Origin of the sequence: Nannocystis exedens, assembly GCF_002343915.1 — a bacterium.
GTDB lineage: Bacteria > Myxococcota_A > Polyangia > Nannocystales > Nannocystaceae > Nannocystis > Nannocystis exedens.
Window position 1 is genome coordinate 10,790,145 of the sequence record NZ_NETK01000001.1, and the last position, 13,368, is coordinate 10,803,512.

The 13,368-nt window shown below is 72.5% G+C and carries 10 protein-coding genes; 7 read left to right on the forward strand and 3 right to left on the reverse strand.

The genetic code is table 11. The features are described from left to right. Positions 1-240: 240 nt before the first annotated feature. Positions 241-1,173, forward strand: coding sequence for an oxygenase MpaB family protein (locus NAEX_RS42000; RefSeq protein WP_096333087.1), 933 nt, complete (start codon positions 241-243; stop codon positions 1,171-1,173). A 28-nt stretch (positions 1,174-1,201) separates the two neighbouring features. Here NAEX_RS42000 and miaB read toward each other — a convergent pair whose 3' ends face one another. Continuing rightward, on the reverse strand, positions 1,202-2,596 hold the full coding sequence (gene miaB, locus NAEX_RS42005) for a tRNA (N6-isopentenyl adenosine(37)-C2)-methylthiotransferase MiaB (RefSeq protein ID WP_096333088.1): 1,395 nt from the start codon (positions 2,594-2,596) through the stop codon (positions 1,202-1,204). 249 nt (positions 2,597-2,845) lie between these two features. Here miaB and NAEX_RS49035 point away from each other — a divergent pair, with 249 nt between their 5' ends. From NAEX_RS49035 to NAEX_RS42025, 4 genes are all read left to right on the forward strand, one after another. Next, on the forward strand, positions 2,846-4,060 hold the full coding sequence (locus NAEX_RS49035) for a peptidylprolyl isomerase (RefSeq protein ID WP_170136472.1): 1,215 nt from the start codon (positions 2,846-2,848) through the stop codon (positions 4,058-4,060). Positions 4,061-4,487: 427 nt separating this feature from the next. After that, the gene (locus tag NAEX_RS42015) at positions 4,488-5,171 is read left to right on the forward strand and encodes a TetR/AcrR family transcriptional regulator (protein WP_096333089.1); all 684 of its coding nucleotides are present in this window, start codon (positions 4,488-4,490) and stop codon (positions 5,169-5,171) included. Then, positions 5,168-6,052, forward strand: coding sequence for an ABC transporter ATP-binding protein (locus NAEX_RS42020; RefSeq protein WP_096333090.1), 885 nt, complete (start codon positions 5,168-5,170; stop codon positions 6,050-6,052). The genes NAEX_RS42015 and NAEX_RS42020 overlap by 4 nt, the downstream gene beginning before the upstream one ends. After that, positions 6,049-7,644 carry an ABC transporter permease gene (locus tag NAEX_RS42025; protein WP_096333091.1) on the forward strand — a complete coding sequence of 532 codons (1,596 nt, stop codon included), beginning with the start codon at positions 6,049-6,051 and terminating at the stop codon, positions 7,642-7,644. Before NAEX_RS42020 ends, NAEX_RS42025 begins: the two co-directional genes overlap by 4 nt. A gap of 68 nt (positions 7,645-7,712) precedes the next feature. Here the strand turns inward: NAEX_RS42025 and NAEX_RS51600 are convergent, their stop codons facing one another. Next, the gene (locus NAEX_RS51600) at positions 7,713-7,874 is read right to left on the reverse strand and encodes a hypothetical protein (protein ID WP_170136473.1); all 162 of its coding nucleotides are present in this window, start codon (positions 7,872-7,874) and stop codon (positions 7,713-7,715) included. Between the two features lie 165 nt (positions 7,875-8,039). Next, entirely contained in the window at positions 8,040-9,479 is a 1,440-nt protein-coding gene (locus tag NAEX_RS42030; protein WP_096333092.1) for a BamA/TamA family outer membrane protein, read from the reverse strand. A gap of 191 nt (positions 9,480-9,670) precedes the next feature. Here NAEX_RS42030 and NAEX_RS42040 point away from each other — a divergent pair, with 191 nt between their 5' ends. Together NAEX_RS42040 and NAEX_RS42050 are read left to right on the forward strand one after the other, a co-directional pair. Then, positions 9,671-12,130: a hypothetical protein gene (locus NAEX_RS42040; RefSeq protein WP_143140654.1), complete on the forward strand. Its 2,460-nt coding sequence runs from the start codon at positions 9,671-9,673 to the stop codon at positions 12,128-12,130. 85 nt (positions 12,131-12,215) lie between these two features. Further along, positions 12,216-13,319: a hypothetical protein gene (locus NAEX_RS42050; RefSeq protein ID WP_143140653.1), complete on the forward strand. Its 1,104-nt coding sequence runs from the start codon at positions 12,216-12,218 to the stop codon at positions 13,317-13,319. Positions 13,320-13,368: the final 49 nt, after the last annotated feature.

Here is a 13,368-nt window from a genome sequence, read left to right on the forward strand (position 1 = left end):
TTGGGATCCTGGCGGGCCGAGCGAGGGCGCGTGCCGTCGAAGCCGCCGACGGCGGTGGCCGACCACACGCCGCGGGCGGCCGCGACGTGGGGCCCGGAAGCGACAGGAGAGCCGGATTCGAGTCGATATCTTCGAGCGCGCGGCTGTCACGATGGCTGGCGCGGCAGACGGGCCGCTTCGTGGGGCGGGTTGCCGGGGGCCCGACGAACCGTCATACGATCGCTGCCCGGGAGGCGCGGCATGGACTCCAGTGGTTCGCAGACAAATTACATGGGGTGGCGGATCGACTACGCAAATCCACGGGGCGAGCCCGGCTTCGTCGGTCCGGACTCGGTGCACTGGCGCATCTACAAAAATCCCGTGGCGCTCGGGATCGGCGGCGTGGCGGCGGTGCTGCTGGAGTTCGCGGATCCGCGGATCCGCAGCGGCGTGTGGGATCACTCGACGTACAAGGCCGACCCGGTCGGCCGCTCGCGGCGGACCGCGATCGCGGCGATGGTCGGCGCGTACGGGCCGCAGAGCGCGGCGAGGCGGGTGATCGCCGGCGTCAACAAGCTGCACGCGAAGGTGACCGGCTCGACGCCGGCCGGCGAGCCGTACCGCGCCCTCGATCCGGAGTTGCTCGATTGGGTCAGCGCGACCGCGGTGTACGGGTTTCTCACCGCATACGACCGGTTCGTCGCGCCGGTGTCGGCCGCCGACCGGCGCCGCTACTTCGCCGAAAGCGGGCCGGTCGCGCGCCTCTACGGGGTCCAGAACGTCCTCGCGAGCGAGGCGGACTTCGAGGCGATGATGCACCGGCTGGCGCCCCGGTTCGAAGCGCACCCGATCGTCGACGAGTTCCTCACCATCGTGAAGACGGGGAAGGGGCAGGCCCGGGGGCTCGGGTTCTTCTACCGGGCCATGGCGCGCGCGGCGGTGTCGATCGTGCCGGCGGCGGTCCGTGCCAAGCTGCAGCTCGGCCCCGAGTACGACCTGAGCGCGATCGACCGCGCGCTCGTGCGAGCGGCCGCCGCGCTGGCGGAGCGCTTTCCGGCCAAGGACTCGCCCGCGACGCAGGCGCCGCTGCGCTTCGGCTTGCCGGCGAATTTCTTGTACTTGAGCCGGCGGCGGCAGGAGGCGCTGCTGGCTCGCGCGTCGGCGCCGGCGGCCACGGCCACCGAGCCCGGGTGACCGCGCGGCGGCGCTGGTCGTCCGCCGCTCAGCCGGCGATCAGCGAGTGGCCGGTGGTCGCGGTGATCTCGACCTCGACCGTCTGTCCCGGAGAACCTGTCCCGAGGGGCAGGAGCACGCTCTGGAACCGCGGCGTGCGCCCGAGCACCCGGTCGCCGCGGTGCGACAGCCCGCTGATGAGCACGCGCTCGCGCTTGCCGACGCGGCTGTGGTGCGACGCGCGGGTGTGCTGCTCCTGCAGCTCGATGACCTCCTGCAGGCGGCGGCCCTTGACCTCGTCGGGCACGTCGTCCTGCAGCTTGCGGGCGGCGTAGGTGATCCCGCGGTCGCTGTAGCGGAACATGAACGCCGAGTCGAACCGGACCTCGCGCATCAGCGACAGCGTCTCGGCGTGGTCGTCCTCGGTCTCGCCGCAGAAGCCGACCATGAGGTCGGTCGACAGCGCGAGGTCGGGGAGCGCGGCGCGCAGGCGGCCGACCAGGTCGACGAACTCGCCGCGCGAGTAGCCGCGCTTCATCGCCGTCAGCATGCGATCGGAGCCCGACTGCGCAGGCAGGTGGATGTACGGGCAGACCTTCTCGAGCTCGGCCATGGTGGCGATGAGCCGCTCGTCGAAGTCGACCGGGTAGGGGCTGGTGAAGCGGATCCGCTCGACGCCGTCGATCGCCGCCAGCGCGCGCAGCAGATCGGCGAAGCTGGCGTCCTCCCAGACGTACGAGTTCACGGTCTGGCCGAGCAGGACGATCTCTTTGTAGCCGCGCTCGGCCAGCTGCCGCGCCTGCCGCAGGACCTCGCGCGGGGCCACGCCACGCTCGCGCCCGCGGGTGTACGGGACGACGCAGAACGTGCAGAACTTGTCGCAACCGCGCTGGATCGTGACCTGGCCGCTGACGCCGTCGTCGTCGGGCACGCCGTCGAGGCCCTCGTAGGTCTCCTCGCGGTCGAGCGCGACGTCGACGACGCGCTCCCCGGCGCGCGCGCGGTCGACCAGGACGCCGATCCGACGGTAGCTGTCGGGACCGGCGACGAGGCCGATGTGCGGCGCCTGCTTCTGCACCTTGTCGCGCAGGTGCTCGGCCATGCACCCGGTGATGCCGAACACCAGATCGGGGTTGTCCTTCCGGTGCCGCAGGAGCTGGCTGGTGCGCCCGTAGACCCGCTCCTCGGCCTTTTCCCGCACGGCGCACGTGTTGAGCAGGATCACGTCGGCGGCCGCCGGATCGGGCACGCGCACGTAGCCGCGGGCCGCCAGCTGGCCGACGATGAGGGCCGAGTCGGCCTCGTTCATCTGGCAGCCGAGCGTCTCGACGTAGACGCGCGGCCCGGCGATTCTGGGCAGCTCCGACGCGGCGGGCAGCTCGGGCGCGGGCGCGGGCGGCTCCGGCGCCTTCCTCGTGCCGCGGATCTGGACCAGGCGGGTCATGGGCGCGGGATGCTACGCCAAAATCCCCGCAGGCGCCCCGGGGGAGGCTCACGCGGGGCTCCGGGCCCGACCCGGGCGGTCGGGGTGGGCCGCCGCGGTTGTCGCCGCTTGGATCGGACGCTCGCTCCGGCTTACAATCTCGCGCCGCCGACGCCCTGCGGTCGCCGCGCGAATGCGACGACCGGTCCGCACGGGCACCGCCCGCTTCGCGTCGGCCAGGAGAACAGAATGCTTCGCTTCGTCCCTCGCGTGTCCCTCGGACTTTGTCTCGCCCTCGCGGTCGGCTGCTCGCCGAGCACGCCCACGCCGCAGAAGACCGACGAGAAGGCCGCCCCGGAGCAGCCTACGAAGGCGGCCGCGGGCGAGGGCCTGCCGGCGCTCCCCGAAGTCGTCGCCACGGTCAACGACGTCGCGATCCCGCTGGCGCAGTTCAAGGACATCTACGACCTCAAGGTGAAGAAGTACACCGACCGGGGCCGCGAGATCCCGCCGTCGGCCGACCGGCGCTATCGCAAGTCGATCACCGAGCGCCTGGTCTACAACGAGATCCTGCGCCAGGAGGCCAAGGCCCGCGGCATCGAGGTCGACGCCGCCAAGCTGGCCGAGCGCGAGACGCAGCAGAAGCAAGGCATCAAGGACTGGGACAAGCACCTGCAGCGCCGCGGTGAGACCGAGCAGAGCCTCCGCGACATGTACGTGGCCGAGATCCTCGAGCAGCAGTTCCTCGAGAAGGACGGCAAGCTGACCGTCACCGACGCCGAGGTCGACGAGGAGTACGAGAAGATCAAGCCCAACTACAAGTCGGAGGGCGAGCGGATCCACGCCGCGCACATCCTGATCCCGATCGGCCCGCAGGAGCAGCCGACGCCGATGGGCGAGAAGCCGCCCGAGCCGTCGCAGGAGGAGAAGGACAAGTGGCGCAAGGAGGCGATGGCCAAGGCCGAGGAGCTGCACAAGAAGGCCACCGCGCCCGGGGCCGACTTCGCGCAGCTGGCCAAGGAGAACTCGGTCGGTCCCAGCGCCGACAAGGGCGGTGACCTCGGGATCTTCACCAAAGACCGCATGGTCGAAGAGTTCAGCGTCGCGGCGTTCAAGCTCAAGCCCGGCGAGATCTCGAAGCCCGTCGAGACCAAGTTCGGGATCCACATCATCAAGATCCTCGCCAAGTACCCGCCCGGCGACCTGCCCAAGGAGGCGCTCGCCGACCAGATCAAGGAGCGCCTCAGCCAGCGCAAGCTCCACCAGGGCCGCCGCGAGCTGAAGGACGCGCTGCTGGCCAAGTACAAGGTCCAGAACAAGATGGAGGAGCTGCTCGGCCCCGACCCGCGCGGCCCGAAGCGCCCGCCCGTGGTCAACCCGAGCGAGATGCCGGCCGGCCACCCGCCGATCGACATGAAGGCCAAGGGGCCCGCGCCCGCCGCGGACGACGCGAAGGCCGAGCCCGAGGGCGGCGACGGCGACTGAGCTGTCCGCCTGGACAGGTCCTTCAGGACAGGAGGCGCGCCGCAGGGCGCGCCTTTTTTTGCGGCTCCGGGGGCTGTCCGATGGGACAGGCCGCCTCACACGCGGCGAGCGTCGCACGGCGCGGAGCGCGAGAGCTCCGGAGACGGCGGTGAGCGTCGCACGGCGCGAGCGGTCGCGGCTCCATGCGCGGCGAGGGTCGCGGAACCGGGACAGGCCGCCCACGAGTCCCCGGCGGGCCTCGCCGTGCATCGCGACGCTTCGCCGCGGGTGAAGCTCCTCGCGGATCTTTGCCCTCCGCGGGGTAACATGGCCTGAAAGACATGTACTCCACGGACCGGCCACCTCGTGGAGGCCGCCGGGAGCGGGCTGGGAGGGCTGTTCGCGGGCACACTTGCGCGACGCAATACGATCGTATAGTATCCAATACATGCGTTCAACCAAGGCTTCTGCAGGCCCGCCGCTCGACGATCGGACGACGCGGGCGCGGATCCGCGACGCCGCGCTGGAGCTGTTCGCCGAGCGTGGCGTACACGGGACGTCGATCCGCGACATCGCCGGGCGGGCCGAGGTGTCGGCGGGGCTGGTGCAGCATCACTTCGGATCGAAGGACGGGATCCGCGAGGCATGCGATGCCCACGTGATCGACACGGTGCTGCGGCAAGCGGAGCAGGCGGGGGACGGCGCGGCGGCCAGCGCCGAACTGCTGGCAAGCATGTACGCGGCCAGTGAGCGGGTGGTCCGCTACCTGGCGCGCGCGCTGGTCGACGACTCACCGGGGGTCGGGGCGCTGTTCGACCGCGGGGCCGAGCTGACGGCGCAGTGGCTGACGCGCAGCTGGCCCGAGCGCTACCCGGCGGGCGCCGAGGTGACGCGCCAGCGGGCCGCGACCATGACGGCGATGCACCTCGGCACGCTGGTGCTGCACGCGCACCTGGCCCGGTGGATGGGCCTCGACCCGCTGGCGCCGGGGCAGGCGCACGTGATCAGCGCGGCGATGCTCGACGTCTACACGGCGATGAGCGACTACCTGGCCTCGGAGACAGGTGTGAAGATACGCCGCGCGCTGGCCGAGTACCAGGACGACTTGAAAGGAAGGAAGGCGACGCGATGACCGAGGTGATCGTCACCCGCGGCCTGGTCAAGACATACGGCCGCACCCGCGCGCTCGACGGCCTCGACCTGACGGTCGCCGCCGGCGAGGTCCACGGCTTCCTCGGGCCCAACGGCGCCGGCAAGTCGACCACGTTCCGCGCGCTGCTCGGCCTCGTCGGCGCCGATGCGGGCGAAGCCCGTCTGCTCGGCGGCGACCCGTGGCGCGACGGGCCGGCGCTGCATCGCCACCTGGCCTATGTGCCAGGTGACGTGACGCTGTGGCCCGACCTCACGGGCGGCGAGATCGTCGACCTGCTCGGGCGCCTGCGCGGCGGCCTCGATCCCCGCCGGCGCGCGGCGCTGATCGAGCGCTTCGAGCTCGACCCCCGCCGGCGCGCCGGGACGTATTCGAAGGGCAACCGGCAGAAGGTCGCGCTGGTGGCCGCGTTCGCGGCCGACGTGGCGCTGCTGCTGCTCGACGAGCCGACGTCCGGCCTCGACCCGTTGATGGAAGTGGTGTTCCGCGAGTGCGTGATCGAGGCGCGCGCGGCGGGGCGCACGGTGCTGCTGTCGAGCCACATCCTGTCGGAGGTCGAGGCGACGTGCGACCACGTCAGCATCATCCGCGCCGGGCGGATCGTCGAGTCCGGCTCGCTGGCGGCGCTGCGGCACCTGACCCGCACCCGCGTGGAGGTGGAGCTGGCGACGACGCCGCCGGCGGCGCTGCCCGGCGCGCACGACGTCCGCGTCGAGGGCCAGCGGCTCGGCTGCGAGGTCGAGGCCGAGGCGATCGAGCCGGTGTTCCGCCGGCTGGCCGAGCTGGGGATCCGCGCGATCACGGTGCATCCGCCGACGCTCGAGCAGCTGTTCATGCGCCACTACCAGGCGGAGGCGCGGTGATGCAGGCGTTCACCGGGACCGGCGCGCTGATCCGCCTGCTCGTCCGCCGCGACCGCGGAGCGCTGGCGCTCTGGATCGCAGTCATGCTGGCGTTCCCGCCGATCAACGCCGCCGCGCTCGCGCGCATGTTCGCGTCGACCGAGCAGATGCAGGCGTTCGTGCGCGAGACCGAAGGCAACCTGCTGATCGTCGCGTTCCACGGGCCGATCCACGCGGCTACCGGCGCGGGGCTGGTGGCCTGGCGCTCGCTGCTGCAGGTGGTGTTCGCGGCGGCGCTGGGCAGCATGCTGTTCGTCATCCGTCACACGCGCGCGGAGGAGGACGCGGGGCGACGCGAGCTGGTCGGCGCCGGCGCGGTGGGCCGACTCGCGGGGCTGACGGCCGCGCTCGCGGTCGTGATCGTCGCCGACGTGGCGGCCGCAGCGTTGCTGGCGGGGTTGCTCGCCCTCGTGGTCGGGTTTCCGGTGGCCGGCTCGATCGCGTTCGCGGCGACGCTCGCGGCCGCGGGGGCGCTGTTCGCCGGGCTCGCGGCGGTGGCCGGCGAGGTCGCTAGTTCGGCCACGAGCGCGCGCAAGCTGGCGATCGGCGCGTTCGCGGGGCTGTGGGCGGTGCGCATGCTCGGCAACGCCGGCGAGGCGGCGGGCGGGCCGGGGTGGGTCTCATGGCTGTCGCCGCTCGGCTGGGCCGGTGAGGTGCGGGCCTACGCGGACGAGCGCTGGGCGGTGTTCGGGCTGTTCGCGGCGGCGACCGTGGGAGTGGTCGCGCTGGCCTACGGACTGGCGGCGCGGCGCGATCTGGGCGCGGGCCTGCTGGCCCTCGGGACAGGTCCGGACGCGGCCGGGCGGGGGCTGCGCGGCCTGGTCGGGCTGGCGTGGCGGCTGCAACGCGGGCCGCTGCTGCTGGCGACGCTGGCGCTGGCGCTGATCGGGGCGGCGCTCGGGGGCATCGGCGCCGGCTTCGCGGAGGGGCTGGAAGCGAGTCCGTCTCTGGCCGCCTGGCTGGCGCCGCTGCGAGGCGCGACGCTGGGCGACGCCTTCCTCGCGTTGATGCTGTACGTGCTGGTGGCCCTCGTCGGCGCCGCGCACGGGGTCGCCGCGGTCCTGCGCGGGCGCGCGGAGGAGACCCGCGGTCACCTGACGTGGATCCTGGCGACGTCGGCGAGTCGCACGAGGTGGCTCGGCAGTCACGTGGGGCTCGCGCTCGCCGGCCCGCCGATCCTGGCGCTGGCCGCTGGCCTCAGCGCCGGCTCGGTGGACGCGCTGACGAGCGGCCGCGAGGAGCGCGCCGCGGAGTGCCTCGGCCTCGCGCTCACGCACGTGCCCGCGGCGTGGGTGATGATCGGCCTGGCGACCGCGCTGTTCGGCCGGTTCCCGCGCGCCGCGGGGCCGCTCGCCTGGGGCGTGCTGGCGCTGTTCACCGCCCAGGTCGCGCTGTGGGAGGCGGGCGCGATCACGCGGCCGTGGCTCAACCCGTTCACGGTGTCGCACCCGATGTTGGCGCTCGACCTGCGGCTGCTGGCCGTCCTCGGGCTCGCCGCTGCGGGGCTGACCATCGCGGGCGCACTGGCGTTCCGCGCGCGCGACGTGGGCTAGGAGACATGGTCGATGAGACATGCTCGGATGGGCATGACCGATAGGGCATGACCGATAGGGCATGCTTTTCAGGACATCGAGGCGGCCGGGTCGAGGCGGACGATGGCGAACGCGAGCCGGGCCGACCAGGGGTCGGCGCCGGCGGCGGAGGCCTGCTTGACGTCGAGCAGCCAGGTGTGACCCTCGGCCGTCAGCGTGGACCAGCGCGTCTCGGGCACCGCGACGGTCACGCCGGCGTGGGCGAACTCGATCTGCGTGAGGTCCTCGGAGGTGTCGTCGCAGCCGGCGACGAGGTCGGCGCTGAACGGGTTTGCGACCTCGTCGAGGAAGGTCTGGCCGAACTCCGGGTCGCCCTGGCCGCCTTCCGGGCAGGCCGGGAAAGCGGGCGGCGCGGCTCAGAACGCGTGCTCGTTGATGAAGTAGATGCCGAAGCTCTCGCGCGAGAAGCCGGCGTCGAGGCGCAGCACGGCGAAGCGGTCCCAGATCACCTGGAGGCCTGTCCCTCCGGACACGTGCCAGTGCTTGGGCAGGTCCTGCATGCGCCCGGCGACCACGCCGAGGTCGACGAAGCCCTTGAGGCCGATGCCGAGGGTGTGCCGGCGGACCTTGAGCTCGAGCGGCTCGAAGCGCAGCTCGAGGCTGCCGAAGGCCTTGAGGCGGCCGATGTAACGGCGACGCATCCAGCCGCGGCCGGCCGCGGCGCCGCCGAGGCCGTCGGTCGGCAAGAGGCCGCCGAACTCGCCGAGCGGGACCAGCGGGGGGTCGCCCCACAGCGCGTCGAAGCTGAGGCGGTGGGCCAGCACCAGCTTGTCGACGCCGAGGGTCCAGTAGGTGCGGAAGTTGGCGGAGAAGCGGCCCCACGCGTCGGTCGAGCCGGTCCACGGGCCGGCGTTGTCGACGATGACGTCGAACAGGCTGCCCTTGCCGGGGCTCCACTCGTTGTCGCGGCGGTCCCAGGTGAGGCCCAGGCGGATGAGGCCGCGGCGCGCGTTGAGGTCGGCGGCCGGGTGCTCGGCCGAGAGGAGCGAGTTGTCGTACGGCTTGACGCGGTCGGCGTAGTAGGCGAGCCCGGCGTACGAGCGCAGCAGGCCGGCCGGCCTGTCCCCGCGGGCAGGTAAGAGCCACAGCGGGTGCTGGTAGGTCAGCGAGCCGCCGACGGTGTTGAGATGGGTCTGGTAGTAGCGGGCCTGGAGGTCGATGCCCTCGAGGTTGTTGTTGTTGCCGATCCCGAAGTACGGGAACACGGGGTCGACGTAGCCGAGCACGGCGAGCTCGAACACCTCCTCGCGGCGCAGGAGATCGCGCAGGCGGATGAAGAAGCTGTGGTCCTGGACTTTCTTCAGCGACACCCGCGACTCGAAGATCATGTAGATCCGGTTGGGGTCGCCCTCCTTGCGGCGGTAGGCGTAGGAGATGTTGGCGCCGAGCATGAGGCCGATGCCGGGCTGCGAGCGCACGCTCGGCAGCGGCAGCACGCGGTGCGGGCTCTTGCCCTTGCGGACCTGGAACTGGCTGGGCGTGGGCGACAGCGGGTGGGTGAGCCAGCTCCAGCGCACCCGCTCGCGCGGCGGGAGCGTCGGCGCCCGCCCGGTCGGGGCCTTGCCGCCCTCGGGCCGCGCCCCCTCGGGCACGGCGCCGGCCGGCAAGGCGGCGGCCGGGATCGCGGCCGGCTCGGGCGCTCCGCCGGCCGCGGCGTCCGACTTGAGCGGCCCGGTCGGAGGTTCGAGCTCGCTGTCCTTGAGGACAGGTTCCTGGACCCACGCCGAGGGATGGCCCGACGCGCGCGCGGCGAAGCACGTGACGACGAAGAAGGCAGTGGCGAGGGGGGTCACCACGGACGCGAGGATCCGAGGCTAGCAAAGGCAGGCGCCGCTTTGTCGGCGCACCGCCGGGCCGCGTGCGCGCCCCTCGGCGCGCGAGGGGCTGCGTGCAGGCCCCTGCGCGTGGGCGCGTGAGCTCGCATGCACGGGCCGGACTGGCCGCGCGGTTCGGTTGCGGTCACGCGGCGGTATAGTCGGCGATGATGATGAAGCAGCAGCTTTCGTGGGCACGGGCGCTCGCGGCCCTCGCGCTGGCGGGTTGTCCCGGGCCGACGGCGGAGACGTCGGCCACGAACGGCTCGTCGACGTCCGACGCCACGACCGAAACGGGCTCGACCACGGACGTGACGCCGACCACATCGGGCGGGACATCCTCGACGACCCACGGGACCACGGGGAACCCCACGGAAGAGATCGATCCGCTGCCGCAGGGCCCGGTCCGGGCCGGCGTGGCGGTCGGCTACCTGACCGGCCCGGTCGGGGCGTCCATGGCCGGGTTCGGCGGGCGGACCGTCACCAACAGCACCCCGTGGAACCACCTGCTGAACGGCGCGTCCGGCTTCTACGGGCTCGGCACGATCAAGGCGATGGTCATCGAGGTCGGCGGCGAGCGCCTGGTGGTGATGAAGACGCCGACGATGAGCTCGGAGCACTCGCTGACCGAGGGCACGATCGAGAAGCTCAAGGCGCTGCACGACATCGACCTCACCGGGCGGCTCATCACCGCGGCGACGCACTCGCACCACAACCTGGCCCGCTACTGGCGGCTGCCGGCGCCGCTCGGGTTCGTCGGCGCCGACTCGCCGGACGAGGAGCTGATCGACCGCATGACGACGGCGATGGCCGACGTGATCGCGGCGGCGGTGGCCGACCTCGGGCCGGCGCAGTGGGGCGTGGCGTGGAACGACGACTGGGACCCGGACGACGAGGTGTACCGCGACCGCCGCGGCGAGAACGACCCGACCTACGGCAAGGACGCCCGCCTGACGCTGCTGGCGGTCCGCCGGCCCGACGGCACGCCGATGGCGACGGTCATCAACTTCGGCATGCACGGGACGGTGTTCGACTCGCCCAACGAGCTGTTCACCGAGGACGCGCCGGGCGGGCTCGAGATGAAGTTCGAGGAGGCGTTCTTCGCCGCCAAGGGCCAGCCGATCTTCGGCATGTTCGCGCAGTCGGGCGGCGGCGACGCGTCGCCCGCGGGCGACGGCCTCGGCCACCCCGAGCCCGCCCGCATCGAGCGGGTCGGCCACGCGGCGGCGCCGAAGATCCTCGAGCTCTACGACGCCATCGAGTGGCGCGACGAGGCGACGCTCGGGGTCCGCTCGCGCCGCATCGACCTGACGTACAGCGGGATCGGCTACGACGACTACCCCGAGTTCCGCAACTCGCAGGGCGGGCCGTACCTGTGGGGCGGCTGGCAGTGCAAGGGCGCCGAGGGCGACGTCGACGACGGCAACCCCGCGACCAGCATGGAGGGCAAGCCGAAGAACTGCATGCCGCTGCAGGGGCTGCTCGAGTCGCTCGGCGAGACGGTGCCGCACGGCGAGGTGCACCAGACCTACTTGACGGTGGCGCGCCTCGACGACTTCTACATGTTGACGCTGCCCGGCGAGCCGACGGCGTCGGTGATCGAGTACGCCCGCGCCGGCTACGAGGCGCGCGCGGTCGACGGGATGGTGTTCGGCTACTCGCAAGATCACCTGCTGTACCTGACGCAGCCCGACGACTGGCTGCAAGGCGGCTACGAGTCGGAGATGAGCCTGTGGGGGCCGCTGCTCGCCAAGTACCTGGTCGACGGGCAGATGACGGTGGTCGACGCGCTGATCGCCGGCGACGGTTCGCCGGTGTGGTCGGAGGACTCGCCGTCGCTGTCGGTCGGCAAGTCGTTCGAGCCGCGGCCGCTCGAGGCGAGCGTCGACGCGCCGGGGCTGACGAGCGAGCCGCCGATGGGGATCGGGCGCGGCGAGACGCTGCGGGTCGCCTGGAACGGCGGCGAGCCCTCGCTCGGCGAGCCGCGCGTGACGGTCCAGGTCGACGACGGGAACGGCTTCGTCGACGTGCCGTCGCCGAGCGGCTGGGCCGGGGCCGCGCTCGACAACAGCCGCTATCACATGCTGACCCACTACGCGCCGGTGCCCGAGCCGAACGGCAAGCTGCTCGCCGAGCGCCAGCAGAAGTGGTACGTCGACTGGCAGGTCCCGGCGGACATGCCCGCGGGGACCTATCGCCTGCGGATCACCGGGCGTTCGTTCGACGGCCAGGCGACCGAGGACTACGCGCTCGAGACGGCGCCGTTCGAGGTCACCTTCGCCGCGGAGCACGCGCTGACGGCGGTGCTCGCGGGCGGCGAGCTGACGCTCGACCTGGTGCGGCCGCCGCCGGCCTACGAGCTGGTGAAGACGTGGCCGATCAGCGGCTTCCGCCTGCTCGATCCCGAGGTCGCCGCGGCCGATCCCGTCCACGTGCGGGCGCCGCTGACACTCACCTTCATCAAGGACAACCTGCCGGTCGGCGACACCTACGAGGTGCCCTACACGCCCGGTGTCGGCCACGTGTTCGACTTCGCGGCCACGGGGCTCGACCCCGACCAATTGTTCGCGCGCGTCCACCTGCAGGGCGACGTCGTACCGGCGTTCATCGAGGCCGCGATCGCGGTGCCGTGAGCGGCGGCCGCCGCCGAACGCAGGTTAGGCCGGCCTCCCTGCGCGGGCGTCGACGCCGGACCCGCGATCCGCTATGCCAACAGGAGTGCGGCGCGCGCGGTGTACGGTGGCGGTGGCGGCGCTGGTCGCCGGCTGTCTCAAACCCAACCCGGCCTACGACTCCGTCGAGACCGACGGCGGCACCGTCGGCTCGACCACGACCACCACGACCTCGACCACGAGCACGGGGGTGGTGCCGACGAGCTCGACCGGCACGACCGAGGTCACCGGCACCTCGGCGGTGACGACGTCGACCGCGACCTCGGGGGTCCTTCCGGACATGTCCTCGGGGACGACCGACACGACCACCGGCGAGCCGACGAGCTGCTGGGACCTCGGCATCGACAACTGGGACGTCTCGACGCTGAGCCTCGATCCGCCCGGCAGCTCGCCCATGCTGACGCCCGACGCGAAGACGCTGCACTGGCGGGCGTTCCTCGGCAACGAGTGGCACGTGATCCGCTCCGCCCGCGACGATCCGGCGGTCGCGTTCCCGGCCGGGATGTCGATCTGGCCGACGTCGAGCTACCAGGCCGACCGCCCGGCGTTCGTCGCCGGCACGCAGGAGCTGTTCTTCGACAGCCCCGGCGGCGACATCTACGTGCTGCCGCGCGACGGCGACGGGTGGGGCACGCCGACGGCCGCCGGCGGGGCGCAGGCGTTCGGGATCGGTCACGAGAGCCACCCGAACCCGACGGCCGACGGGGCGGTGCTGCTGTTCCAGCGCGACGACGGCCTGCCGTTCGGGCAGTTCCAGCTCGGCTTCAATTTCTACCAGATCACCCGCGACCCGCAGATCCACGCGACCTTCCCCGACGTCCCGCCGGTGAAGGTGTCGCCGAGCGACCCGGGCTTCGGCGTCCTCGCATGTCCCGCGCTGGCGCCCGACGGGCTGCGGCTGTTCTTCGGCGCGTTCGACAGCGACGGCGGCGGCCAGGGCAATCCCAACGACGGCCGCGCCGGGGTGTGGTTCGCCGAGCGCGACAGCCTCGACGGCGGCTGGCACACGGTCGTGCGCAGCCCGTCGCTGCGGGTGGCCGGCTTCGTCACCTGCCCGGTCGCCGTCAGCGCCGACGGCTGCCAGCTGACGCTCCAGCTGTTCACGATCGGCCCCGGGCCGACCGAGACGCGCCTGGCTCGCCGCGGGTGACTCGGGACATGTCGGGTGGGACATGCCTTTGCGAACATGTCCGTTCGAA